A 25,113-nucleotide genomic window follows, 5' to 3' on the forward strand; every position below is an offset into this window, starting at 1 on the left:
CTGCGGGCGCGAATGGGAGGAAGTCACGATGCCACTCTTCCAGGCTTCATGGACGCTGTCAGCCCGCGAGTTCGGGCGGCACACGGACAACAGTGACACATACCAGGCAGGAACGGCGCCGCCCACCCGACAGCGGGGACCCGGCGCCGCGACGGAGAGAACGGCGTATCCGACATCGTGAACAGATTCGTGGCAGCCGAGCGAGCGCTGCGGTCCGCGGCTCCGCACCAGTTGGTGGAGGCGGTCCGGGATGCGCTGCGCACCCACTACGCGGCGGAGGACGTCCAGCTCTTCATGGCCGACTACGGGCTGACCCTGCTGCAGGCCGTGAGCAGCGGAACGCCGGACCCGGACCCGCTGCCGGTGCGCACCGGACCGGCAGGACGGGCGTTCGGGGCCCAGCAGCCGTTCGTCGAGGACCTCGGCGGCGGCCGGGTGCGCGTCCATCTGCCGGTCACCGTACGCGGCGACCGGCTCGGCATCCTGTCCGTGACGATGCCCACGGCGGAGCAGGCCGGGGAGCGGATCGCGGAGCTGGCCGAGGTGGCCGAGGTGCTGGGCCACGAGGTCGTGGTCGCCGAGCGTGACACCGACCTCTACCTCCAGGCACGGCGCACCGACCGGCTGACGCTCGCGGCGGAGATGCAGTGGCAGTTGCTGCCCGCGCGTTCCTGCGCCCGGCCCGAGTACGCGCTGGGCGCGCAACTGGAACCCGCCTACGCCGTGTTCGGCGACAACTTCGACTGGTGCGCCACCTCGGACCACCTGATGCTCTACATCACCAACGGCATGGGCGAGGGCATCGAGGCCGCGCTGCTGACCAATCTGGGCATCAACGCGCTGCGCAACGCGCGGCGCGCGGGCATCTCCATCGCGGACCAGGCCGCCCTCGCCGACCAGGCGATCTACGCCCACTACCGCGGTGACGCCCATCTGTCCGTGCTGATGCTCGACCTGGAGCTGTCGACCGGCCGGCTCCAGGTCGTGGACGCCGGATCGCCGCGGATGCTGTACCTGCGCGACCGGACGGTGACCGCCGTCGACTTCGAGGAGCAGCTTCCGCTGGGCATGTTCGAGGAGACCGACTATGTCGCGCAGGAGTACCGGGTCGAGCCGGGCGACCGGCTCCTGTTCGTCAGTGACGGGGTGCACGCCGTCGCGGCGCCCGGCGGCGAGCGGTACGGGGAGCGGGCCCTCGCCCGGGCGATCACGTCCACCAGCCTGCTGCCGCCGGCCGAGGTGCCCGGAGCGGTGCTGCGGGAGCTGACGGGCCACCGCGGCCGGCCCGTGCCCGACGACGACGCGCTGGTGCTGTGCCTCGACTGGTACGGAAAGCAGCCGAACCCCTAGGAGGCGGGGGTGTCGCACACCGGGTGCCGCGCCGCGCGGGGCCACGACTACAGTTGTCGTTCGGCAAGAGTCATGCCGCCGCCTCGTTGCCTCCAGCGAGTCCGGAGCGATCCACTGCATGTGAGGAGATGAGAAGGTGCCGGAGCACGAAACGGCAGAACAGCGAGCGCCGCACGACGAGGTCGCGGACTTCCTGCGCCGCCGCCGTGAGCAGATCGCCCAGCGGTGGGCCGACGTACCACTGTTCCGCACGGTCTTCACCGTGTCCCGGGACGAGGCGGTCGAGGCCGGCAAGTCCGTCGTCGAGGCATTGGCCGCGGTGGCCGCGGCGGGACGCGCCGAGGACGCCGAGGCGGCCGGATTCGGTGTGGTGCGCGAGCAGTTGACCAGGACGGCGGCAGCGCGGTCGCGGGCGGGCGCCAGCTCCGCCCAGGTGTCGAACGAGGTCGACGCCCTGCGCACCCCCGTGGTGGACCTCCTGGTCGCCGACCTGTCCGCGGCACCGGCCGAGCACGTGCGCGAGTGCTCCACCGCGCTGACCGTCCTGATGGGGACGCTGCGACTGGTGGTCATGGAGTCGGCGCTCAGCGAGGGCCAGGCCCTCATCGACCGGCAGCGGCTCCAGCTCCTGGAGGTCGCCACCCCCGTGATCAAGCTCTGGGACGGCATCGTCGCCGTACCCCTGATCGGCACGCTGGACAGCGCCCGCAGCCAGGTCGTGATGGAGACGCTGCTGGAGGCGGTGGTCGAGCAGCACGCCAGGTTCGCGATCCTCGACATCACGGGTGTGCCGACCGTCGACTCCCTGGTGGCGCAGCACCTGATGAAGACGGTCGCGGCCGCACGGCTGATGGGCGCGGAATGCGTGGTCTCCGGCATCCGTCCGGCCATCGCGCAGACCATCGTCCACCTGGGTCTCGACCTGGGCACGGTGGTGACCCGGGCGAGTCTCGCCGACGCCCTGGCGTACGCGCTCGACCAGCAGGGCACCGGCATCGTGGAGTCGACGCCCCACGCTGCGGGTCAGCGGTGAGCGACCCGTACCCCCGCGCGCCCTCGACGCACGTGCCGGTGCTCAGGCTGGGCGACGTACTCCTCGTCACCCTCCAGGGCGACCTGCACGACAGCACGGCCGAGCAGCTCCAGCAGGACATCGGCGAGGCCATCGCGCGCAGTTCGGTCTCCGGTGTCGTCATCGACATCTCCGGTGTCGAGATCGTCGACTCGTTCCTGGGGCGGGTCCTCGCCGAGATCGCGGCCAAGGCGCGGCTGCTCGCCGCGCAGACCGTCGTGGCCGGCATGCGGCCGGCGGTCGCGATCACCCTGGTGGAGCTGGGCCTGACGCTGCCCGGCATGCGCACCGCGCTCGACGCGCAGGACGCGCTGGGGATGCTGACCCGTCAGGCCGCGTCGTCCCGCCCCGCTCACGCACGGCAGGAGAGTCCGTGATGCAGACAGCCGGCCGTGTCGAGGCCAGCCTGCCCATCAGTTCGGACATGGATCTGGCCTGGGTGCGCCAGCATGTGCGGCAGACGGCCGCCGAGCTCGGCTTCGGCCTGGTGGAGCAGACCAAGCTGGTCACCGCGGCCAGTGAACTGGCGCGCAACACGCTGGTGCACGGCGGAGGCGGCCGGCTGGAGTCGGTGCGCCTCGCGAACGGGCATGTACGGGGGCTGCGGCTGACCTTCGCCGACGACGGCCCGGGCATCCCGGACGTGGAACGGGCCCTCACCGACGGCTACACGTCGGGCGACGGCCTGGGCATGGGGCTCGGCGGAGCCCGGCGGCTGGTGCACGAGTTCTCGATCGACAGCGGTCCGGACGCGGGCACCCGGGTCACGGTCATCTCCTGGACCGTCCGGCCGCCGCATCCGCGCGGGGAGGTGTGATGCCCCGCGTCTGGGACGTACCGGTGCACGACTCGACCCGGGTGCGCGACGCCAGGGTGGCCGCGGAACAGGCCGCGCGCCTGGCCGGGCTCGACGAGCGCCGCGCCGCCACGGCCGCTCTGGTGGCGACCGAGCTGGCCACGAACCTGCTGAAGCACGCCGAGGGCGGGCAGTTGCTCGTCGAGGCCGTCGCCCCTCCCCTCGCCCCGGCCGGCGGCCCTCCCGCGGGCCCGGGCGGCGCGGCCATGGTGCAGATCACCGCGATCGACCACGGCCCCGGCATGGCGGACGTGTCCGCCGCGCTGCGGGACGGCTACTCCACGGCGGCCTCGCTCGGGGCGGGCCTCGGCACCTGCCGGCGCGTCGCCGACGACTTCGACCTGCACAGCTCCCGGGGACGCGGCACGGTGGCGCTGGCCCGGATCGGTGCCGCGGCCCGCCGGCCCGGAGGGCGGTCCGTCGCGCCGGTCACGGCCTCGGCGCGGGCGGGCGGCGTCAACATCCCGTTCGCCGGCGCGGAGTTCTCCGGCGACGCGTGGACCTGGGTGCGGTCCGGCCACCGGTCCACCCTGATGCTGGCCGACGGGCTGGGCCACGGCCCGGAGGCCGCTCGCGCCTCGTCCGCGGCGGTGGAGGTCCTGCACGCCTCGGGCCACCTGCCGCCCGCCGAGCTGCTCCGGCAGCTGGACGCGGAACTGCGCGGCACTCGCGGCGCGGCCGTCGCCGTGGCACAGCTCGACTCCGCCACCGGGCTCCTCGGGTTCGCCGGCATCGGCAACATCGGCGCCCGGCTGCGCACCGGCGACGGCTGGCGGCCCCTGCTGTCCCGTCCCGGCATAGTCGGCGCCCACCGGCCCTCGACGCTTCCCGAGCACCACGAGCCGTGGGGGCCCGGCTGCCTGCTGGTGCTGCACACCGACGGCCTGCCCAGTCGCTGGGTGCCGCCCTCCGACGCCTGCCTCGCGTCACTCGACCCGGCTGTCGTCGCCGCCGTAACGGTGCGCGACGCGAGCAGCTCCGCCCGGCCGGTACGGGACGACACCGCCGTCGCCGTACTGGCCCCCACCCCGCCGGACCGCACACCATGACTCGTACCTGGGACATCACCACCGTCACCGACGCCGCCCGGGCCCGGGTCGCCGCGGCCCGGCTGGCGGCCGCCCACGGCGTGACCGCCCCCGACCGCACCCGGCTCACGGCCGCGCTCGGCGCGCACCTGAGCCAGTGCCTGGCGAAGGGCGGAACCTGGCGGCTCGGCGTCGAGGCGGTCACCGGCCCCGGCGGGAGCGCGCTGCGGGCCGTGGTGACCCCGGGCGGCGGCCGGGACGCGGACGCTCCGTCGCCCTGGCAGATGACGGTGCCCCGTCCCGAGGCGGCCCCCGACCCGGACGCCTCGGGCCCCGCGGACGACGGCAGCGTGCTGGCGGAGGCGCTGCTGGGCGCCGACGAGGACACGGCCGCGGTCCTGGAGAGGCTCGGAGAGCAGGAGCAGTTGGTCGCCTTCCACCGGGAGGAGCTCCACCAGACGAACCAGGGCGTGCTGGCGCTGCACGCCGAACTGGACGCGGCCGGGCGGGCCCAGCGCGAGCTGTTCGCGGCCGAGCGCGAGGCCCGGACGGAGGCGGAGAACGCACGCCGGCGGCTGATGTTCCTGGCCGACGCCAGCGCCGTCCTGACGGCATCGCTCAACCCGGACGAGATCGTCAGCCGGCTGCCCAGACTGCTCGTGCCGGAGTACGCCCGCAGCGTCGACGTATGGCTGTTCGACGGGGACCACGAGGAGCAGCCGCGCGGCCCCCGTCCGGCCGCGGCCGTGGTCGCCGCCCGCACCGGACGCCCGCAGTACGCCGCCGCCGATCCCGGTGGTCTGCCCGGAGTCGACGACCAGCCCCCGTCCTCGCTCGACCCCGGCCGGCCGCTGCTGTGCATCCCGCTGCCGACACGACGGGCGCCGCTCGGTGTGCTGACCCTCTCCCCGCGCGGCGAGCGCTGGGACGCCGACGACGCGGTGATGCTCATCGAGCTGACCCGCCGGGCCAGCATCGCGATCGACAACGCCCGGCGGTTCGAGCACAGCCGGGACATCGCCGAGACCCTGCAGAGGGCCCTGCTCACGGATCTGCCCACCACACCGGGACTCCACCTGGCCGCGCGCTACCTGCCGGCCACCCACGGCCTCAACATCGGCGGCGACTGGTACGACGCCTTCCGCCAGCCCGACGGGAGCCTGATCGCCGTCATGGGGGACGTCACCGGACACGGACTGCACGCGGCCGTCATGATGAGCCAGTTGCGCACCGCCCTGCGCGCGTACGCGGTCGACGGGGGGACCCCGGGACAGCTCCTCACCCGGCTGCACCTCTTCCTCCACCACCTCCAGCCCGACCTGTACGCGACGGCGGTCATCGCGCGCTTCCACCCCGACGAGCCCACGCTCACCTGGGCCGCCGCGGGCCATCCGCCCCCCGTGCTGCGGACCCCTGACGGCCGGGTGCGCACGCTCGACGCCAAGCCGGGAGCGATGCTCGGCATCCCACTGGACCAGGAGATCGGCGACCACCACGTGCGACTGGAGCCGGGCTCGACGCTGGCGCTCTACACGGACGGTCTCGTCGAGCGTCGGGCCCAGGGCATAGACCCGGGCATCGAACGCCTCGTGGCAGCGCTCGGCACGTTCCGCTCCGGAGAGCTCGACGGGGATCTGGACGGCTCGGCGGACCGCATCCTGCACCCGATGCTCAGCGACTCCGAACGGGACGACGACGTGTGCCTCCTGCTGTGCCACGTCCACACCCGGGCGGCTGAGATCCCCCGGCCCGCCCGCGCGCGGCTGCTCTCCTGACAGGCGTCAGTCCCCGTCCGGCCGCTCCCGCCCGTCGCGGGCCGGCCGGACGCGGCCCAGGACCTGCGCCTGGTGGAAGGCGTGCATTCCGCCCAGGAACGACGCCCGCTCCCCCGGCGTCATCGCCTCGATGACGGCCGCGAGGCGCCTCGACCGCCGCTCGGTGACGTCCGTGAGGAGGCGGCGGCCGTGCGGGGTGACCACCAGCCGGACCTCGCGCCGGTTGTGGGGCTGGACGGAGCGCTGCAGCAGGCCGGCGGCCTCCAGCCGGTCGCAGAGCCGACTGGCCATCGGAAGCCCTATGCCCAGCCCCTCGGCGAGTGCCGTGAGATTCAGCTCCGGGCGGCGGCGGACGGTCTGCAGGGCGAGCAACTGGCGCGACGAGATGCGTGGGGAGAGGTCCTCGGCGGCCGAGAACCAGAGCGTCACCAGGTTCTCCACCGCGTCGGCGAGCTGACGGGCGATCAGGTCCGGGCGCCTGCCGGGGCCGTGATCCCAGCCCATGTCCGGGTCAGTCTCCACGAGCCGTGACGTACTCCTCCCGTGCTCGGCCGGGAAGCGGTGCGGGCGGCCCGGGGCGACGGGCCGCGGCCTCGCACGGAGGGTCCCGGGGCCGGTCGGGGCGGGCGCGGCGGAGATCGGGCTCGGGACTGGTCACACGCACATCTCTCTCGGTCTGCTCCGGCCATGGCGGTTGTCACGTACGTCGGCCCTACCCGAAAGCGCGGACCGTACACGGCCCGCGGCCGCGCGGGTGCCGGAGCACCGGGGCCGGGCCTCGCGGCCGGTACCGCGGGTCCTGCGGGTGCCGCCGAGCCGGCGTGCCGCTGTCCTGCTGTCCCGTCACGCCCCGCGGGCCACCGTGCCGAGTCGGCTGCTCGCCCGGGTGGGCGCGTCCGGGCCGCGAGGGCTCCGGGCCGGTGCCGGTGAGCGGGTCGTCCGCCGACCCGCGCCCGGTTCGTTCAGACCGCCAGTGACAGGGCGTCTCCGCCGCCGGGGTCACGGCGGGCGGCGCCGCGCCGCGCCCGGTCCGCCGCGAGGACGGCGTCGGCCTCGGCGACGGCCGCGTCGAGGTCCGCGGCGCCCGTCAGGGCGCACAGCGCGCGGCCGACCTCCTCCAGGCCGCGGGCGGTTCGCTCCGTCGCCCGCTCCGCGTGCGCGATGCGCAGCGTGGCATAGCGGGTCAGCAACTCCCTGGCCGTCCTCGCCCCGGGTCTCTGCATGTCGGGCCCCTCTCTGGATGCCCTGTCCTGATGCCCCGTACCGCGGGGATCAACCGGAGCGTTCCGGGGCGCACGGCCCACGGGACGTCACCGGCCCCTCCCTTCACGGCTGTCGGGCCCGGACCACGAGTGACCACGAGGTCGGCGGCGCCGACGGCAGGGGCCCGGGGCGACGGAGGCCGGCCTGCCGCGACCACGGTATCCCCGGTGTGACGCAGGGGAGCCGGCGTGAATCCCGGGGCCCACGGGAACCGCACTGGCGCGAGATGTTGACGTGTACCCGCCGAAAACCTATGTTCTGGCCGAACAGGCGCACGGCGTTCGCGATACCGAACAGATCGGCAGTCCGACTCGCAGAGACGAGGAACGCATGGCACCGCCCCTCTCCCGACGCCTTCTCCTGCGCAGCGCGATACTCGCCACGACAGCACCCGTGTTGGCCGGGGCCGCCACCGGCCGGGCGTCCGCCGCCCCGCTCCCCGCCCCGGCGGCCTGGACACTGCGCCCCTTCGAGTTGGGGGACGTCAAGGTCGGCCAGGGCGTCTTCACGGCCAAGCGACAGCTCATGCTCGACCACGGGCGCGGCTACGACGTGGACCGACTGCTCCAGGTGTTCCGCGCGAACGCGGGCCTCTCGACACGCGGGGCCGTCGCGCCCGGCGGCTGGGAGGGCCTGGACGGCGAGGCCAACGGCAACCTCCGCGGCCACTACACGGGCCACTTCCTGACCATGCTGTCCCAGGCCTACGGAGGTACGGGCGACCAGGTGTACGCCGACAGGGTCCGCACGATGGTCACGGCGCTCACCGAGGTGCGGACGGCCCTGCGCGGCAGCCCGGCCGTGCTCGCCGTCACGGGCCGGTTCGGTACGGCGGCGGAGCACGTCCGGGGCTCCCACCAGTACGTCGACCTGCCGTCCCCGGTCCTCGGCGGCGCCTCGGCGATCACGCTGTCGGCCTGGGTGAGACCCACCCACGCCACGGGCTGGGCCCGGGTCCTCGACTTCGGCAACGACACCACCCGCTACCTCTACCTGGCCACCCGCAACGCGAACGGCCACCCGCGCTTCGCCATCACGACCGGCGGCCCCGCCGGTGAACAGGGCCTGGACGCGACGGCCGCGCTGCCGCTGAACCAGTGGAGCCATCTCGCGGTGACGCTGTCCGGCGGCACGGGCACCCTCTACGTGAACGGCACCGCCGTGGCGCGGAACACGGCGATGACCCTCACCCCGGCGGCGCTCGGCACCCTGACCGACAACTGGCTGGGCCGCTCCCACTTCGCCGCCGACCCGGTGTTCGCGGGCGTCCGCGACGAGTTCAACATGTGGTCACGGGCCCTGACCGCCGCCGAGATCACCGCCCTGCAGAGCGGCCCGGCGGCCTCCACACCGGCCGGCCGCGGCAATCTGGCCTCGTACGCCTTCGACGAGACGGCCGGCGGGACCTTCGCCGACGCCTCGGGCCGCGGGCTGACCGCCACGCTCCGCCGCACCTGGGGCGGGCCGAGCCACGCCGGATTCCTCGCGGCGTACCCGGAGACGCAGTTCATCGAACTGGAGTCGATGACGAGCGGCGACTACACCCGGGTGTGGGCTCCGTACTACACCGCCCACAAGATCCTGCGCGGCCTGCTGGACGCCCATCTGCACGTCGACGACGCGCGGGCGCTCGACCTCGCGTCGGGCATGTGCGACTGGATGTACTCCCGGCTGTCCAAACTGCCCGACGCCACGCTCCAGCGCATGTGGGGCATCTTCTCCAGCGGGGAGTTCGGCGGCATCGTCGAGGCGGTCTGCGACCTGCACGCCCTCACCGGCAAGGCCGAACACCTGGCGCTGGCCCGCCTGTTCGACCTCGACAAGCTCATCGACGCCTGCGCCGCGAACACCGACACACTGGCCGGGCTGCACGCCAACCAGCACATCCCCGTCTTCACAGGACTGCTCAGGCTGTACGACGCGACCGGCGAGGCGCGCTACCTCACCGCCGCCAGGAACTTCTGGGACATGGTCGTCCCACCCCGCATGTACGGCATCGGCGGCACCAGCACGGGCGAGTTCTGGCGGGCCCGCGGGGTGATCGCCGGAACCATCGGCGACACCACGGCGGAGACGTGCTGCGCGTACAACCTCCTCAAGCTCGGCCGCATGCTGTTCCTCCACGAGCAGGACCCGAAGTACATGGAGTTCTACGAGCGCGCGCTGTACAACCAGGTGCTCGGCTCGAAGCAGGACAGGGCCGACGCGGAGAAGCCGCTCGTCACGTACTTCATCGGCCTGACGCCCGGCCATGTCCGGGACTACACGCCCAAGCAGGGCACCACCTGCTGCGAGGGCACCGGAATGGAGAGCGCCACCAAGTACCAGGACTCGGTCTACTTCAGGAAGGCCGACGGGAGCGCGCTGTACGTCAACCTGTACAGCCCGACCACGCTGACCTGGGCCGAGAAGGGCGTCACCGTCACGCAGACGACGGACTATCCGCGGGAGCAGGGCTCCACGCTCACCCTCGGCGGCACGACGGCGGCCTTCGAACTCCGGCTGCGCGTGCCCTCCTGGACCACCGCCGGATTCCGCGTGACCGTCAACGGCGTCGCGGTGAGCGGGACTCCGGCGCCGGGAAGCCACTTCACGATCGCGCGCACCTGGCGTCCGGGTGACGTCGTGCGCGTCACGATCCCCTTCCGGACACGGGTCGAGAAGGCACTCGACGACCCCGGCCTCCAGACCCTGTTCCACGGCCCGGTCAACCTCGTGGCACGCAACTCCTCCACCTCCTACCTCCAGTTGGGCCTCCACCGCAACGCGGCGCTGTCCGGGGACCTGCTGCCGACGCTCACCCCCGTGTCCGGCAGACCGCTCCACTACACGCTGGACGGAACCGAGTTCGCCCCGTTCCTCGAAGGGACCGAGGACCCCACGCACGTCTACTTCCGCCGCTCCGAGCCCAAGGTGGTCCTCGGCGGCACCGACTCGGGGGTCGCCAATCCCGCCAGGTCCGACGGCACCACCCTGCTCGACGAGATCTGGGCGGGGGCGCCCTTCGCCACCAAGGCGGCGCTCGTCGCGCGGGTGCAGAGCGTGGTGACCTCGTGGGTGTCGTCGGGGCTGCTCACCCAGTCCGGCGGCCGGCAGGTGGTGACCACGGCCCAGAACGCCTCGTACGTGCCCTGAGGCCCCGGGTGGGGGCGGGGCGGGCCCGGCGGGCAGGTGTGCGACGATCGCGCCATGCTGCTGGAGACCCCGAGGCTCGTGCTGCGCCGCTTCCGCGCCGAGGACGCCGCGCCCCTGGCCGCGTACCGGTCCGATCCGCAGGTCGCCCGCTACCAGGGCTGGACGGCGCCCCTGCCGCCCGGCACGGCGGAGCGGACCGTGCGGGACTTCGCCTCGGGGTCCCCCGACGAGCCGGGCTGGTTCCAGTACGCGGTCGAACTCAAGGCCGACCGCGGCCTGGTGGGCGACGTCGGGCTCCGCCTGCACGAGAACCTGATGCAGGCGGACCTCGGCTTCACCCTGGCCCGCGACCGCCAGGGCCTCGGGTACGCCGGGGAGGCGGTGCGTGCCGTGCTGGACGACGTGTTCGGACGGCGGGGACTGCACCGGGTCTCCGCCGAGTGCGACGCGCGCAACGACCGCTCGGCGCGACTGCTACGACGCCTCGGATTCGTCCAGGAGGGCCTGCGCAGGCAGGCCACCTGGATCAAGGGCGAGTGGACCGACGACCTGCTGTTCGGCCTGCTCGCCCACGACCGGCGGCCGCCGGACGGGCCCGCCCCGTCCGGCTGATCGGCGCCACCGGGTCCGGGCGGCGCTCCCCCGCCGCGTCGCACGTCACGCGTCGTCGGCCGCGTACACCCGTCGGCCGTCGACGAACGTCTGGAGGACCCGCGTGGCCGCGATCTCCTCGGGAGGTCCGGCGAACGGGTCGCGGTCCAGGACGACGAGGTCCGCGAGCCTGCCGACCGTGATGCTGCCGGTGATGTCGTCCAGGTGGTTGGCGTGGGCGCTGCCCGCCGTGTACGCGGCGATCGCCGCTCCGAGGTCGACGCGCTGGCCGGGGAGGAAGGCCGGGGTGCCCGGGGGCGCGTCCGGGGCGACCCGGTTGACGGCGACATGGAGCGCCGCGAGCGGGTCGGGGCTGCTGACCGGCCAGTCGCTGCCCGCGGCGAGGGTGGCCCCCGACCGCAGGAGGTCGCCGAACGGGTACTGCCGGGCGGCCCGTTCGGGACCGAGGAAGGGGATCGTGAGCTCGTCCATCTGCGGCTCGTGCGCGGCCCACAGCGCCTGCAGGTTGGCGGTCGCGCCCAGTGCGCGAAAGCGCGGCACGTCCTCGGGGTGGACCACCTGGAGGTGCGCGAGGTGGTGCCGGGTGTCCCTCTGGCCGTTGGCCGCGCGGGCCGCCTCCACCGCGTCGAGCGCCTCGCGCACGGCACGGTCGCCGAGGGCGTGGAAGTGGACCTGGAAGTCGAGCGCGTCGAGTTCGGTGACGTACCTTCTCAGCTCGGCGGGCTCGACGAAGCTGATGCCGGAGTTGTCCGAGGCGCAGCCGCAGCCCGTGAGGTAGGGGCCCAGCAGGGCCGCGGTGTGGTTCTCGGCGATGCCGTCCTGCATGATCTTCACGCTGGTCGCGCGGAACCTGCCGCGGCTCGACTCCGCCCTGCGCGCGACGAGTTCGGGGATCTGCTCGGCCCCCCGGCCGCGGTCCCACCACAGCGCGCCGACGACCCGGGCGGTGAGCAGGCCCCGGTCGACCGCCGCGTGGTAGGCGGGCGTCGGGTCGGTCATGTTGGCGTACGCGCCCACGATGGCGTCCTGCCAGGCGGTGACGCCGTACGCGTGCAGCGCGGACTGCGCCCGCAGCAGCGCGGCCAGTTGCTCGTCGGGGGTGGGTTCGGGGACGAGGCGGGCCACGAGGTTCGCGGCGCCCTCCTGGAGCATGCCGGTGGGGTTGCCGTCGGCGTCGCGCTCGATGCGGCCGTCGGCGGGGTCCGGGGTGCCGGCGTCGATGCCCGCACGTTCCAGGGCGCGGGAGTTGACCCATGCGCCGTGGTGGTCGCGGTTGGGCAGGAACACGGGCCGGTCGGGGACCGCCGTGTCGAGCAGGGCGGCGGTGGGCGTACCGCCGGGGAATGCCTCCATGGACCAGCCGCCGCCGGTGATCCACGCGGCGTCCGGGTGCCGGTCCGCGTACTCCCTGACGCGGCGCAGGTACTCGCGGGGGTCGACGGTGTCGTTCAGGTGGCACAGGCCGAGTTCGGCCCCCGCGCCCTGGGGGTGGACGTGGGCGTCCTGGAAGCCGGGCAGCAGCAGCCGGCCGGCGAGGTCGACGACCTCGGTGCCGGGGCCGATCAGTTCATGGACCTCGTCGTGTCCGACGGCGACGATCCGGCCGTCGCGCACGGCCACCGCGCCGGCCGTGCTGCGCGCGGCGTCGACGGTGTGGACGGGTCCTCCGGTGAGGACGAGGTCGGCTGTCCGGGGGTGGGACATGGTTCGGCGCTCCATGGGTGAGGGGTCAGACGGCCGTACGGTCCATCGGGAGTTCCAGGGCGTCGGCGTCGGTGCCGCGCCCGGTGGTGAAGTAGGGGGAGCGGCGGCCGTACTTGGCGACGGCCGCCATGGCGAGCCCTCCGATGACGATGGCGGTGGGCAGCGAGAGCATGAACCAGCCGTTGTCGGGGCTGAGTTCGATGTGGTCGGTCATGGTCAGGTAGGACTGGGCGAGGTAGCCGCCGAGGCCGAGGAGGATCAGGCCGGAGACCGCCGGGACGCCGACGGCGAGCAGGGCCTCGCGGAGTCCGTCGCGGCGGGCGCCGCGGAAGCGCACGGCACAGGCGAGCGCGGTGAGTCCGTAGTACAGGGCGACGACGAGACCGATGGCGTTGACGGCGGCCAGCAGCATGTCGCTCAGCTTCGGGATGACCATCGCGAGCACGGCGACGGCGGTGGCGATCGACATGACGATGACGGTGCCCGCCGCGGGGGTGCCGTACTTGGGGTGGATACGGGTCCAGACGGGGCCCATCGTGCGGTCGCGCCCCATGGCGAGCAGTCCGCGGGCGGTGGGGATGACGGAGGACTGGACGGATGCGACCGCCGAGAACATCAGGGCGAGGAGCGGCAGGCTGGCCCAGGGTTCGGCGGCGAGTTTCGCGCCCAGGTACGGCAGCGCCTGGGGGCCGTTCTCGATGAGTTCGGGAAGGCTCATCTCCCGCTGGAAGGCGACCGAGGCGAAGATGAACAGCCCGAGCATGGCGAACAGGGCGATGAAGCCGCCGCGGGCCGAGTCGCCGGGGCTGCGGGTCTCCTCGGTGACGCTGAACGCCGCGTCCCAGCCCCAGAAGAAGAACACGGCGAGCACCATGCCCTGTGCGAACGCCGTGCCGCTGGAGATCGCGAACGGGTTGAACCAGGAGAGCGAGAACTGCTGCTCCCCGGTGACCATGGCCCAGGTGCAGAAGACCAGCAGGACGGCGTACTCGAAGACGAGCAGGCCGAACTGGAGACGGGTGGCGCTGCGGACCCCGGTGACCGCGAGGGCGGTGACGGCAGCGAGTACCACCAGGCCGACGACCGTGCTGACGGCGGTGGACGTCGGGTCGAGGGCGATGCCGGCGACGGAGTGCAGGCCCGTCTTCTCGGCGAGAATCAGCACGACCGAACCGGTGACCGCGCTGGTGTAGGCGAGGAAGATCACCGACCCGACGAGGGTGACCCAGCCGGCCAGGAAGCCGGGCCAGGGGCCGAGGGTCGCGCCGACCCAGGTGTAGCCGCTGCCGCAGTTGGGTTCCGAGCGGTTGAGGCGGGCGAAGGCCGTGGCGATGCCGAGGACGGGCAGGAACGCGAGCACCAGCAGGATCGGGGCCTGGAGGCCGACGGTCGTGGCGATGACGCCCATGCCGATGGCGATGCTGGTGGTCGCGGCCGTGCTGGAGGCGGCGATGGCGACGCCGTCGACGACGCCGAGGGAGCGGCGGAGCCGCACGGGCGGGCCGTCCGGGGCGGTGGTCCGGTCGGGAACGAGCGAAGACATCGGGCTCCTCACGGGGAGGGAGAGGGACGGGGAGGAAGAGCCGTGTGGGGGTGCGATGGATGGAACACCTGGCGCGCACTTTGCGTCAATGCTGTTGACATAAGGCGGCGGGCGGCCGTTCACTGAGCCTGCGGAGGTCCGTCGGCCGCCCCGGGCACGGCACTCGCCCCGCTGCCGCGTGCCGGCCCCCCTCCGCCGTCACACCGCCGCCCGCCCCACCGTCAGCCGTCCGCCGTCCGTCCCGCCGACGCCCAGCCGGAAGGATCCGCCGTCATGTCCACCCGTGCCCCGCGGCAGCCCCAGCGCCGCCGTCCCACCCGTTCCGGTGTCCTGCTCTCCGAGGAACTCATCACGGACACCGCGCTGCGGCTGATCGGCGAGCACGGCCCCGAGGCGCTCAGCGTGCGCCGACTCGGCGCGGCCCTGGGCTGCGACCCGAGCGCCCTCTACCGCTACTTCCGCAACACCGACGACCTGCTGCTGGCCATCGCCGACCGGATCATCGGGGACGCCATGGACGGGTTCACGCCCGGACCCGACTGGGTCGCGTCCCTGCGCGAGATGGCCTCCCGGGTCCGCGCCGGATACCTCGCGCACCCCCGCGCCGCCGCCATGGCCGCGTACCGGGTCACCCGGCGGGAGAACGAGATCCGGGCGGTGGAGGCGGGGGTCGGGCTGATGCTGTCCGCCGGTTTCCCACCCCCGGAGGCCGTACGGCTCTATCTGGCCTTCATCGACACCGTGTTGAGCCACGCGGCGCTGGACGCCTCGTGCGTCGCGCTCCCCCGGCAGCAGCGCGAGGCCGACCAGCGGGCGTGGACCGAGGCGTACCAGGCCGTCGACCCCGAGGCCTTCCCCGCGCTCACCACGGTGCGGGGCGAGCTGCGCCGCCTCGGCGAGAGCTCCTTCGACGAGGCCGTGGACCTGCTGCTCGCCGCACTGGCCGCCCGCGCGCCCGGCAAAGCCGCGCGGACCTGAGCGGCGCCGCCGAGGCGCCCTGTCGCACGGCTCCGGGAGGAGTCATGCTGGCCCCGACGAGTCGGACCGCGCGATCGACGGAGCCCGTATGGCGACGCACAGGGAGACACGGATCGAGGTCCGGCCGGTCGCCGGCCACATCGGCGCGGAGATCTGCGGCGTCGACCTCGCGGCGGACCTGGACGACGCCGTGGTCGCCTCCATCAGGGAAGCGGTGCTGCGCTGGAAGGTGGTGTTCTTCCGGGGGCAGCACCTGGACCACGCCTCGCATGTCGCGTTCGCACGGCGGTTCGGCGAGCCTGTCCGGCTCCCCGGACGCGGCGGCGCGTCACCGCGCGGGGTGCCCGAGGTGGAGACCACGGCCGACCGGCTGGAACTGGGCGGGCGCTACGGCATGGAGCACGACGAGTGGCTGCGCAGACGACGCCACACGCTGCATCGCGGCTGGCACTGCGACCACGGGGCCCGTGTCGACCCGCCCGCCGCCACGATCCTGCGCGCCGAGTCCGTGCCCCCGTACGGCGGCGACACCACCTGGGCCAATCTGGTGTCCGCGTACGAGGGACTCTCCGCACCGCTGCGCGGCTTCCTCGACGGGCTGCGCGCGGAGCACCGGCTCGGTGTCGGGTACCAGGCGCGGCCCGGCGACGACGCGTACGTCCGGCGACTGCTCGACCGCCAGATCGCCTCCGACCACCCGCTGGTGCGCGTGCACCCGGAGACCGGCGAGCGCGTGCTGTTCGTCAACGGCTACTACGTCGAGCAGATCCTCGGGCTGTCCAGGACGGAGAGCGCGCCGCTGCTGGAGATGCTGATCGGGCAGGCGACCCGGCCCGAGTACACCGTGCGGTTCCGCTGGGAGCCGGGGAGCGTGGCGTTCTGGGACAACCGGGCCACCATCCATCTGGCACCCGGTGACACTGACGGCCTCGACCATCCGCGGATCATGCACCGTGTGATGCTCTCGGGTGACGTACCGGTCGGCGTCGACGGCCGGCCCTCGGTGCCGATCACGGGCAGCGAGCCGCGGACCTGGTGACGTCCGCCGCCCCGCGACGGCCCGCGCCGCGGCCTGGGACCGCTGACCGGCGCCACTGACCTCCGGGGCAACTCGTCGCCCGGAGTGCGTGATGGGCAACTACCGCGTGATCCGGGGCGGTTCGGAGGAATTCGGGGCGAACTCCGACCCCGTTCGCGATCGTTCGCAGGTGCCGAACGCGCGCCCGACCGTCGCCGCCCGGTCCGGACGCGGCCCGTCGCGGCCCTGAGCGCCCACCCTCGTCGGGGTGTCGCCTGCCCCGTGAAGTCGCCCTGTGCCTAGGCGAGTTGGCGCCCTCGCGCCCCGGGTCGTGCCGGGCCGCGCCGCTGTCGCGCTTGGGACATGTCCCACCTGTGCCACGTGATTCCAGTGACACGTCATTCGGAGTCACCGGATTCTGTCCAGCGCATGAACATCGCGCGAGAACGACGGAAGGCACCGAACCCATGAGACGGATCCGCCTGGTGGCGGCCATATCGACAGGACTCGCCCTGGCCGCGGGCACGGTGGCACCGGTGTCCGCCCGCACGGGCGCGGCACCCACGGCACAGGCCGAGGCCCCCGCCCCGGCCGCACTCGGCACCGTACGTCTGATCACCGGCGACAAGGTGACGGTCGCCACCGGGGCCGACGGCAGGCACATCGCCTCCGTCGTCCCGGGAGCCGGGCGGCGTGACGTCCTCTTCCGGACCTACGAGCAGGACGGGAACCTCACGGTCCTCCCGTCCGACGCGGGAGACCTGGTCGCCGCGGGACGGCTGGACCGGGAACTGTTCGACGTGACCGCGCTCCTCGCCCAGGGGTACGACGAGGCGCACAGCGACGCGCTGCCCCTCATCGTGTCCGGCGCCGAGGGTGTCGCGGAGTCGGCCGTCCGGCGCCTGACCGGTCTCGCCGAGGAGGGTTCGCGGGTCCGCAGGCTGGACAGCATCGGCGCCCACTCGGTCCGGGTGGCCGAGGACGACCTCGACCGGTTCTGGAGCAGGATCGTCCCGGCGGACGGGCGGATGAACGCGTCGCGTGTCGCCGGCACTCCGCGGGTGTGGCTGGACGGCCGGGTGGGCGCGGTGCTCGACCGCAGCGTGGCGCAGATCGAGGCCCCCGCCGTGTGGAAGGCGGGCTACCGCGGCGAGTCCGTGAAGGTGGCCGTCCTGGACACGGGAGCGGACGCGTCCCATCCCGATCTGGCCGGCAGGATCGTCGAGTCCCGTGACTTCTCCGGGAGTTCGGGCACCGGTGACGGGTTCGGGCACGGCACCCACGTCGCCTCCATCGTCGGCGGAAGCGGCGCCGCGTCGGGCGGCACCCGCAAGGGAGTGGCCCCCGGCGCCGACCTCCTCGTCGGCAAGGTCCTCGGGGACGACGGCTACGGCAGCGAGTCCCAGGTGATCGCCGGCATGGAGTGGGCGGCGGACTCCGGCGCCCGGGTCGTCAACATGAGCCTGGGTTCCGAGGGTTCGAGCGACGGCACGGATCCGATGAGCCTCGCCCTGAACGAACTCACCGAGCGCACGGGCACGTTGTTCGTCGTGGCGGCGGGCAACAGCGGTGAGCTGGGCACCGGCACCATCGGCTCGCCGGGTGCCGCGGACGCCGCGCTCACCGTCGGCGCCGTCGACCGGGACGACACGCTCGCCCCGTTCTCCAGCCGCGGTCCGCGCGTCGGGGACGACGCGGTCAAGCCCGACGTGACGGCGCCCGGCGTCGGCATCGTCGCGGCCCGCGCGGCCGGCACCACCATGGGCAGTCCGGTGGACGCCCACTACGTCTCCGCCTCCGGAACCTCGATGGCCACCCCGCACGTGGCGGGCGCCGCCGCGCTGCTGGCCCAGCGCCATCCGGACTGGAGCGCGGCCCGGTTGAAGGACGCGCTGGTCAGCACCGCGCGTACCGTCACCGGCCAGAAGGTCGCCGAGCAGGGTGGCGGCCGGATCGACGCGGCCGCCGCCGTGCTGGGCCCCGTCACCGCGACGGGGACCGTGTCCCTCGGTCCGTTCGAGGCCGGCGACGACGGCACCCGGACGAAGACCCTGCGGTACACCAACACCTCCGACGCCGAGGTGGCCCTCACGCTGACCGCCGAACTGGCGACGTCGGGAGGCCGCGAACCCGCCGAGGGGGCCGTGCGCATCGGCTCCGGCTCCGTGCGCGTGCCCGCCGGCGGCACCGCGGAGGTTCCGCTGTCCGTCGACCCCGCCCGTGTGCAGCAGGGCGACTACTACGGCTACGTGACCGCCGCGTCCGCCGACGGCAAGTTCTCCGTGCACACCACGGTGAGCCTGGTCGTGCAGGACCCCACGCACCGGATCACGGTCAAGACGATCGACCACGAGGGCAAGCAGATCGAGGCCCTGCCGACGATCTGGGGCGCGAACGGCTTCGTGGCCTACACCGGCACCGAGCCGGCCGTGGCCGAGGTCGAGGAGGGCAACTACCAGCTGGACTACTCCTCGCTCGACCCCGCCGCCGACGGACAGGAACTGCGCCACGTGGTGCTGCCGGAGGTGAAGGTCACCAAGGACATGTCCGTCACCCTCGACGCCAGGCGGACCACCCTGGTCGACATCCGCACCCCCCGGCCGGCCCGCCAGCAGGGGGTGCTCAGCTACCAGACCTACCGGCGGATCGACGGGCACGGCCTGCTGGCCGGAACGATGTACTTCGACATCGCGCGACGCCTGTACGTGAGTCCCACCTCCGAAGTCACGGACGGCGAGTTCGAGTTCGCCTCGCGCTGGCAGCTCGTCGCGCCGCTCCTGGAGGCCGATGTGTCGGGCGGCGGCGGAGCCCTCGACGCGTACTACATGCCCGCGTCGCCGCTCCTCGCCGAGGGCGGCACGCGTCTGGCCGCGGTCGACGCGGGCGACGCCTCGAAGCCCTCGTTCACCCGGGCGCGCGGCAAGCTCGCGGTGCTCACCAACAAGGAGGGCGTCTTCGAGCAGGACGTCATCCAGCGGGCGGCCGCGGCCGGCGTCCGGGGTGTCGTGCTGGTCCACTTCAGCGACAACGCCTGGACCAGGTGGCACCCGTCGGGCGAGCGCTGGGGCGTGCCCACCATCAGGATCAACGCCCGCGAAGGAGCCGCGCTGCTGAAGCGGATCGGCCGGGGGTCGACCTCGGTGGCGTTCACCAGCACGGCCCGCAGCCCGTACCTCTACGACGTCATGCAGGTGTCGTCGCAGCGGATTCCCGAGAAGGTCGTGCACACCGTCTCCCCGCGCAACAGCGCGGTCGTGCGCACGCGGTACGCGGACAACGGCGGCTCCCCGTGGGCCAGTGAGCAGCGCTTCGGCCGGCGGCCCTACCAGGACACCGCCTGGCTCCAGTACACCCGTTACGTGCCGACCGGCTTCGAGCGCACCGAGTACGTGAGTTCCGGTGACACCGACTGGCTGCATCTCGTGCACCACGAGACCACGTTCGACGTGGACATGCCGCTGGCCGCCGGCATGAAGGACACCCCGCGCACCTACCGGGCGGGCGAGCGCGCCCGCGACACCTGGCAGGGAGCGGTCGTACGGCCGTCGATCCCGCGCGGCACCGCGAACCCGTCGGTCCGCAGCGGCGACGTACTCGAACTGCGGATACCGGAGTTCACCGACTCGGAGAGCGGCCACTGGTCGCGGACCACGGTGGCGGGCGGCGGGATCGGCACCTCGGCCGGGAAGAAGGCGGCGCAGGGCGACTCCGCGAGCGCGGTGCTGCACCGCGACGGACGCAAGGTCGGCGAGGCGGACGGCGCGTGGGGAGACTTCGAAGTCCCCTCCGGGGCGGCCGACTTCAGGCTGGACCTGACCACCTCCAGGGTGTCCGGGGAGTGGAAGTACGCCACGCGCACCGACACGTCCTGGGCGTTCCGGTCGGGCACCACCGACCGGGCGACCGAACTGCCCCTGCTCCAGCTCGACTACGCCGTACCGGTCGACGCGCGCAACGCGGTGGACAGCGGCCGCAAGCACACGGTCGGCCTGACGGTCCGCGCCCAGGACTCACTGCCCGCTCCGCGCGGGGTACGGGTCGAGGTCGAGGTCTCGTACGACGACGGCGCGAGCTGGAACCGGGCCGGCGTGACGGCCCGCGGGGGCAACACGTTCGACGCCAAGGTCGAACGGCCCTCCAAGGTACGCGGTGACGCGTACGTGACGCTGCGGGTCACCGCACGGGACGACGCCGGCTCGTCCGTGCGCCAGACCGTGCGGCGGGCCTACCTGCAGCACGGCTAGGCAGCGAACCGGCCCCGGTGGCCGGGCGGGAGGGTGGACGGGCCGGAACGCCCGTCCGCCCTCCCGGGCCGCCGCCTCCGCCGGTGCCGGCGGGGGCACCCCGGTCCCCTACCGGAACCGGCCGTTCACCCTCCGGGCCGTTCACCCTCGTGCAGTACGGTATTCAACTGTTGAATACGGTCAGTCTCGGGAGGACTCGGTGGCGCTTGCGGCAGCTGGTGTGTCGGAGACCGAGGAAGCGGTCTACCGGCATCTGGTGACGACGGACCGGGCCACGGCGGACGACGTGGCGAAACGCACCGGCATCGACCCCGCCGAGGTGCGGCGTGTGCTCGGCGCGCTGGCCGCCAAGGGCATGGTGAGCCATACCGACGTCCTGCCGCGCCAGTTCAGGGCGACTCCCCCGGACGTGGCGCTCATGCCCCGGCTGAAGCAGAACGCCGACGCGCTGGACCTGGCCAGGTCGGAGGCGGCCGGCCTGCTCCAGCTCTACCGCGACACCATGCGGCGGCGGGACGCCAGCGAGCTGATCGAGGTCATCACCGGGGCCGAGGCACTGCGCCTGCACCTGCGGCAGATCCAGGCCGGCGTGCAGGAGGAGATGCTCTGGTTCTGCAAGGCCCAGTACGTCGCGATGCCGTCGGGCAGCAACGACGCGGAGTTCGAGGCACTGGGGCGCGGCGTGCGCTACCGGGTGCTGTACGAGAAGGCGTTCTTCGACGACGCGGGGGCCGTTGACAACGTTGTTGCGGGTGTCCGCGCCGGCGAGACGGCCCGCGCCGTGCCCCATCTGCCGCTGCGGCTGGCGGTCGCGGACCGGGCCATCGCCGTCTGCCCGCTCGTACCGGGCGGCCCCCACGGCAGCCCGGACGAGCCGACCGCCGCGCTGGTACGGGACAGCAATCTGCTGGCAGCCCTCATCGCCCTGTTCGAGCGTTACTGGGAGGACGCGGTCCCGCTGGACGTCGACGGCTCGGGATCGGTGGCCGGAACCGACGGGGTCGGCGGATCCGACGGCCTGACCCCCGTCGACCGGCGCCTGCTGGCCCTGCTCGTCACCGGGGTCACCGACAAGGCCGTGGCGACCCAACTGGGCCTGAGCCGCCGCACGGTGCAGCGGCGCATCCAGCGCCTGATGGAGCTCGCGGGCGCGGCGACGCGCATGCAGCTCGCCTGGCAGGCGGCCCGGCGCGGCTGGCTCTGAGCGGCGCGCGGCCGCCGCGCGGGACCGACCCCCCGCCGTGGTCGCGGCTGACGGACCCCGTACCGCCGACACGAGGTGCGAGAGTCCCCGCCGACCGCTGGAGCCCGCGGGGCCGGACGCCCGTACGGGGGTCGTACGGAGCGGGACCGTGCCTCGGCCGGTCACCCGGGCCCGGGCGCGGTCCGTCCCCGCACCCAGGCGAGGAGGACCACCGAGCACACCGCGGCGAACGCGCACCACGTCGAGACGAACTCCAGCCGCCACAGGGCCCAGCAGACCACCGCGCCCACGGCGGCCAGGACGCCGAGCAGGCCCAGGACCCGGTCGCCGGCGAGCAGCAGGGACCCGATCGTGGCCACGAGGTACCCCGCCACGAGCGGTTCGGCCCAAGCCAGTTCGAGGGCGTAGCCGACGGTGCGGCCGTGGATCTCGGCCGTCACGGGACGGGTGGCCAGGGCGTACGCGAGCGCCGCCGCGGTGCACAGCCCGACGGCCAGGGGCACCGCAAGCCGCCGCCGGACCCGCGGTCCGCTCGCGCACAGCACGCCCGCGGGAACCCAGACCGCCAGCAGGGGCAGTGCGATCACCGCCCAGGCCGTGACGGCGGGCCCGATGCCGCCCCCCGAGCGCCAGACCGCCGACTCGACCACCTGGTGGACGCCCAGGATCAGCGGGAGAGCGGCCAGCGGAAGATCGCCGGGGCTGCGGACCCGTGCCACGCACGCCGCACCGACGGCGGCGATGCCGCAGCCCGCCACGAGGTCGGCGGTCGCACTCCAGCACATCAGTCCACCAAGGGTCTCGACGCGGGGGACGCCCGCACGGAGTCCGGCCCTTGCGACGACACGCTAAGCGCTGTCCGGTCATCCCCGGTGGACCAGCGCGCGGCGTCGGACGCGGTGCGTCGCGGGGCCGGGGGCCGTCCTCGTACCGGGGCGTGCTCGGGCGGTCCGGCGGCGCGCCGAGGTACCGCGTCCGTCGTCGTGCGCCCGCCGGGCACGGATCGGGACAGCCCCAGGAGCCCGTTGCGCCGTCGACGGCCCGCGGCGCAGGCCGCCCACCAGCGACTGCCGGCCGCCTCGGGTTCGGTTCGGCGGGCGAGGGCGGTTCGCGTCCGGGCCGCGCACCGGGCCTCCAGGGCACCGGGATGCGGCCGGCCGTCGTCCGGCTGCCGGCCGACCTCGTGGGTGTCGCGGACCGGCGGAGTACGGGCCGCGCGCCGTCCACCGCCCGGAGGCCGCCGGCTCGCACACCCCCGCGACGCTCGGTCGCCCGACCCCCGCACCCCTGACGGCCGAGGACTCCGCGCGGCCTGCCGGGTGACGCCGGGACGGACCGCGCGTCGCGTCGGCGTCACCGCCGTTCGTAGAGCGTGATCGAGTGGCCCACCGCGCCGACGGGGGTGCTGGTGTCCAGCAGCGCGGCCAGCCGTCTGTCGGCCTTGGCCGCCGCGGAGTCCGACACGACCAGCAGTCCGTGCACCTCGCCGAGCGGGGCTCCCCGGGGGTCGAGCGCGTCGATGCCGTAGTGGGCGGGCACGCCGCTGCCCTTGTAGACGAGCCAGACGCGCTCGCCGGGGCGGTGCTCGCGCAGGTGCTCGGCCAGGCGGCGCAGGTCCTGCCCCCAGTCGACGTTGGAGTCGTGCAGGCGCAGCCGCGTCTTCGACGGTCCCCCGAACGCCTCGTTGGAGTACGGCAGGTAGTACGGGTACGCGCGCAGGGAGCTGACGGCCACGAAGGCGACCAGCAGCACCGCCGCGGCACGGACCGGGCGGCGGCGCGGGACGGTGACCGCGGCGGCGGCGACCGCGAGGAAGAGGGGGAGGAAGACGACGTACCGCACGCCCAGGTCGCGGACGCCGTTCATCGCCCCGGCCAGCAGCACGGCCGCGGGGACGAGTACGTACGGGGCCGCGGGCCGCAGCCGGCGGACCGCCAGCAGTACGGCGGCTCCGGCGAGCCACAGCGCCAGCATGCCCAGCGGGGTCTTCACCAGGAGCGCCGCCGGGAGGTAGTACCAGAGGGAACCGCTGTAGTGGCGGCCGAACAGGAACCCGTCCCAGACGTGGTACTCGAAGCCGAACTGGATGCGCATGCCGTCCCGGTACGCCTCCGGGAACGGCAGCCACGCGGCGACGAGTCCGCGCATCCCGCGGATGTCCGGCACCTGGGCGGGCTCGGTCCAGCGCAGCCTCGGGTCGACGACGAGGTAGGTCACCCACACGACGGCGACGGCGATCAGGGCCGTGCCGACGCCCGCGGCGGCGCCGTACGCGAGCACGCGCAACCGCTCACGCGCGGTGGCCCGGGCGGGGGCCACGGGGACGCCCTGCCCGGTGCCCGCGTCGGAGGCGGTGGCTGCCGAGGCGTCGGCTTCCGAGGCGCCGGGCGCGGGGGGCGCGGTGGGTTCGGAGGTCCGGCGGGCGTGGTGGGCGCGGACGGACACGGCGGCGAGCAGCATCAGGACCGGGACGACCGGCAGGAGGCTCATCTTCGTGGCCAGCGCCGCGCCCGCCGCGACTCCCGCGAGCGGCAGGAACAGCCGGGGCCGCCGCCTCGCCCGCCACAGCAGCCACACCGATGTGAGCAGGAAGCCCGCTGCGGGCACGTCGAGCGTGGCCAGCGAACCGTGTGCGATGACGTCCGGCGAGAAGGCGTACAGCGCGAGGGCCACCAGCCCGCCGGCGGGTCCGGTGACCTCGCGGGCGAAGGCCAGGACGACCAGCCCGAACAGCAGGGTGAGCGCGATGACCGGCAGGCGTGCCCTCAGCATCAGCCGGTCCGGGTCGTTGCCCGACTCGTACAGCAGCCGCCGTCCGAGTGCCTGCTGACTGCCGGTGAAGCCGGGATCGAGACGGGTGTCGGCGAACACCAGCCCGGACGCGATGACCAGTTTCCCCAGGGGCGGGTGCTCGGGGTTGTACCTGAGGCTGCGCTCCTTCAGGTAGACCTCGGCGGTGGCCACGTACACCGGCTCGTCGATGGTCGGACTCTGCTCGACGGCCGCCGTCACCATCGCGACCGCCATCTCGGCGAGGAGCAGCACGACCGCCGCCGCGTACAGCCACCGGCCGTGGCGGCGCGACCGCTTGACGCGCCCGAGGCGTCCGAGGTGTACGGGCCGTTCGTCCGGTAAGGCGGAGCCGGGCGGAACGGGGCCCGTGTGCTCGTCACCGTCGGGCCGGGTGATCCACAGCGCCCACATGGCACATACCCTCCCATCAACCCCCACCCCCGTGGTGCTCTTTGGGCCTGCGGGGGCTCAAGTGTTGGGCGGGGCTTCACCGTTGTGATGCCCGCGACCCCTTGGCGCGCCGCCCGAAGACCGGAAT

Annotated in this window: 18 protein-coding genes; 12 read left to right on the forward strand and 6 right to left on the reverse strand. The window is 73.8% G+C overall.

The annotated features are described in order from the left end of the window. Nucleotides 1-177 precede the first annotated feature (177 nt). From IE265_RS29705 to IE265_RS29730, 6 genes are all read left to right on the forward strand, one after another. A complete protein-coding gene (locus tag IE265_RS29705) occupies nt 178-1,350 on the forward strand; it encodes a PP2C family protein-serine/threonine phosphatase (RefSeq protein WP_190038815.1) in 1,173 nt (390 codons plus the stop codon). 136 nt (nt 1,351-1,486) lie between these two features. Beyond that, the gene (locus tag IE265_RS29710) at nt 1,487-2,383 is read left to right on the forward strand and encodes an STAS domain-containing protein (protein WP_190038816.1); all 897 of its coding nucleotides are present in this window, start codon (nt 1,487-1,489) and stop codon (nt 2,381-2,383) included. Then, nucleotides 2,380-2,799, forward strand: a complete 420-nt coding sequence (locus IE265_RS29715) for an STAS domain-containing protein (protein WP_190038817.1) — start codon at nt 2,380-2,382, stop codon at nt 2,797-2,799. The genes IE265_RS29710 and IE265_RS29715 overlap by 4 nt, the downstream gene beginning before the upstream one ends. Then, nucleotides 2,799-3,239, forward strand: a complete 441-nt coding sequence (locus tag IE265_RS29720) for an anti-sigma regulatory factor (RefSeq protein ID WP_190038846.1) — start codon at nt 2,799-2,801, stop codon at nt 3,237-3,239. Before IE265_RS29715 ends, IE265_RS29720 begins: the two co-directional genes overlap by 1 nt. Continuing rightward, a complete protein-coding gene (locus IE265_RS29725; protein WP_190038818.1) occupies nt 3,239-4,327 on the forward strand; it encodes an ATP-binding SpoIIE family protein phosphatase in 1,089 nt (362 codons plus the stop codon). Before IE265_RS29720 ends, IE265_RS29725 begins: the two co-directional genes overlap by 1 nt. After that, a complete protein-coding gene (locus tag IE265_RS29730; protein ID WP_190038819.1) occupies nt 4,324-6,081 on the forward strand; it encodes a PP2C family protein-serine/threonine phosphatase in 1,758 nt (585 codons plus the stop codon). The genes IE265_RS29725 and IE265_RS29730 overlap by 4 nt, the downstream gene beginning before the upstream one ends. A 6-nt stretch (nt 6,082-6,087) precedes the next feature. Here IE265_RS29730 and IE265_RS29735 read toward each other — a convergent pair whose 3' ends face one another. Both IE265_RS29735 and IE265_RS29740 read right to left on the reverse strand, forming a co-directional pair. Continuing rightward, complete coding sequence (locus tag IE265_RS29735; RefSeq protein WP_190038847.1) at nt 6,088-6,585, reverse strand: MarR family winged helix-turn-helix transcriptional regulator; 498 nt, start codon at nt 6,583-6,585, stop codon at nt 6,088-6,090. A 458-nt stretch (nt 6,586-7,043) separates the two neighbouring features. Then, nucleotides 7,044-7,304, reverse strand: coding sequence for a DUF5133 domain-containing protein (locus IE265_RS29740; RefSeq protein WP_190038820.1), 261 nt, complete (start codon nt 7,302-7,304; stop codon nt 7,044-7,046). A gap of 370 nt (nt 7,305-7,674) precedes the next feature. On the opposite strand from IE265_RS29740, the gene IE265_RS29745 reads away from it, so the two are divergent. Together IE265_RS29745 and IE265_RS29750 are read left to right on the forward strand one after the other, a co-directional pair. Further along, nucleotides 7,675-10,479 carry a beta-L-arabinofuranosidase domain-containing protein gene (locus tag IE265_RS29745; protein ID WP_190038821.1) on the forward strand — a complete coding sequence of 935 codons (2,805 nt, stop codon included), beginning with the start codon at nt 7,675-7,677 and terminating at the stop codon, nt 10,477-10,479. A 54-nt stretch (nt 10,480-10,533) separates the two neighbouring features. Then, nucleotides 10,534-11,091: a GNAT family N-acetyltransferase gene (locus IE265_RS29750; protein WP_190038822.1), complete on the forward strand. Its 558-nt coding sequence runs from the start codon at nt 10,534-10,536 to the stop codon at nt 11,089-11,091. Between the two features lie 45 nt (nt 11,092-11,136). On the opposite strand, the gene IE265_RS29755 is transcribed toward IE265_RS29750, so the two are convergent. Together IE265_RS29755 and IE265_RS29760 are read right to left on the reverse strand one after the other, a co-directional pair. Then, on the reverse strand, nt 11,137-12,795 hold the full coding sequence (locus IE265_RS29755) for an amidohydrolase (protein ID WP_373303058.1): 1,659 nt from the start codon (nt 12,793-12,795) through the stop codon (nt 11,137-11,139). 25 nt (nt 12,796-12,820) lie between these two features. Continuing rightward, nucleotides 12,821-14,338, reverse strand: a complete 1,518-nt coding sequence (locus IE265_RS29760; RefSeq protein WP_190038824.1) for an APC family permease — start codon at nt 14,336-14,338, stop codon at nt 12,821-12,823. Between the two features lie 273 nt (nt 14,339-14,611). On the opposite strand from IE265_RS29760, the gene IE265_RS29765 reads away from it, so the two are divergent. From IE265_RS29765 to IE265_RS29780, 4 genes are all read left to right on the forward strand, one after another. Then, a complete protein-coding gene (locus tag IE265_RS29765) occupies nt 14,612-15,316 on the forward strand; it encodes a TetR/AcrR family transcriptional regulator (protein ID WP_190038825.1) in 705 nt (234 codons plus the stop codon). 88 nt (nt 15,317-15,404) lie between these two features. Continuing rightward, complete coding sequence (locus tag IE265_RS29770; protein ID WP_190038826.1) at nt 15,405-16,355, forward strand: TauD/TfdA dioxygenase family protein; 951 nt, start codon at nt 15,405-15,407, stop codon at nt 16,353-16,355. 446 nt (nt 16,356-16,801) lie between these two features. Then, on the forward strand, nt 16,802-20,578 hold the full coding sequence (locus IE265_RS29775) for a S8 family serine peptidase (RefSeq protein WP_190038827.1): 3,777 nt from the start codon (nt 16,802-16,804) through the stop codon (nt 20,576-20,578). Between the two features lie 199 nt (nt 20,579-20,777). Then, complete coding sequence (locus IE265_RS29780; protein ID WP_190038828.1) at nt 20,778-21,782, forward strand: helix-turn-helix transcriptional regulator; 1,005 nt, start codon at nt 20,778-20,780, stop codon at nt 21,780-21,782. 161 nt (nt 21,783-21,943) lie between these two features. Here the strand turns inward: IE265_RS29780 and IE265_RS29785 are convergent, their stop codons facing one another. Both IE265_RS29785 and IE265_RS29790 read right to left on the reverse strand, forming a co-directional pair. Next, nucleotides 21,944-22,567, reverse strand: a complete 624-nt coding sequence (locus IE265_RS29785; protein WP_190038829.1) for a DUF6629 family protein — start codon at nt 22,565-22,567, stop codon at nt 21,944-21,946. Nucleotides 22,568-23,135: 568 nt separating this feature from the next. Then, a complete protein-coding gene (locus IE265_RS29790; RefSeq protein WP_190038830.1) occupies nt 23,136-24,986 on the reverse strand; it encodes a phospholipid carrier-dependent glycosyltransferase in 1,851 nt (616 codons plus the stop codon). Nucleotides 24,987-25,113 lie beyond the last annotated feature (127 nt).

The organism is Streptomyces fructofermentans, from assembly GCF_014651055.1.
Taxonomy (GTDB): domain Bacteria; phylum Actinomycetota; class Actinomycetes; order Streptomycetales; family Streptomycetaceae; genus Streptomyces; species Streptomyces fructofermentans.

Bases quoted from the DNA above. Each gene is read 5' to 3' on its own strand.
- IE265_RS29720 (WP_190038846.1), top strand. From the start codon at position 2,799: ATGCAGACAGCCGGCCGTGTCGAGGCCAGCCTGCCCATCAGTTCGGAC.
- IE265_RS29725 (WP_190038818.1), top strand. From the start codon at position 3,239: ATGCCCCGCGTCTGGGACGTACCGGTGCACGACTCGACCCGGGTGCGC.
- IE265_RS29730 (WP_190038819.1), top strand. From the start codon at position 4,324: ATGACTCGTACCTGGGACATCACCACCGTCACCGACGCCGCCCGGGCC.
- IE265_RS29735 (WP_190038847.1), bottom strand. From the start codon at position 6,585: ATGGGCTGGGATCACGGCCCCGGCAGGCGCCCGGACCTGATCGCCCGT.
- IE265_RS29740 (WP_190038820.1), bottom strand. From the start codon at position 7,304: ATGCAGAGACCCGGGGCGAGGACGGCCAGGGAGTTGCTGACCCGCTAT.
- IE265_RS29745 (WP_190038821.1), top strand. From the start codon at position 7,675: ATGGCACCGCCCCTCTCCCGACGCCTTCTCCTGCGCAGCGCGATACTC.
- IE265_RS29750 (WP_190038822.1), top strand. From the start codon at position 10,534: ATGCTGCTGGAGACCCCGAGGCTCGTGCTGCGCCGCTTCCGCGCCGAG.
- IE265_RS29755 (WP_373303058.1), bottom strand. From the start codon at position 12,795: ATGTCCCACCCCCGGACAGCCGACCTCGTCCTCACCGGAGGACCCGTC.
- IE265_RS29760 (WP_190038824.1), bottom strand. From the start codon at position 14,338: ATGTCTTCGCTCGTTCCCGACCGGACCACCGCCCCGGACGGCCCGCCC.
- IE265_RS29765 (WP_190038825.1), top strand. From the start codon at position 14,612: ATGTCCACCCGTGCCCCGCGGCAGCCCCAGCGCCGCCGTCCCACCCGT.
- IE265_RS29770 (WP_190038826.1), top strand. From the start codon at position 15,405: ATGGCGACGCACAGGGAGACACGGATCGAGGTCCGGCCGGTCGCCGGC.
- IE265_RS29775 (WP_190038827.1), top strand. From the start codon at position 16,802: ATGAGACGGATCCGCCTGGTGGCGGCCATATCGACAGGACTCGCCCTG.
- IE265_RS29785 (WP_190038829.1), bottom strand. From the start codon at position 22,567: ATGTGCTGGAGTGCGACCGCCGACCTCGTGGCGGGCTGCGGCATCGCC.
- IE265_RS29790 (WP_190038830.1), bottom strand. From the start codon at position 24,986: ATGTGGGCGCTGTGGATCACCCGGCCCGACGGTGACGAGCACACGGGC.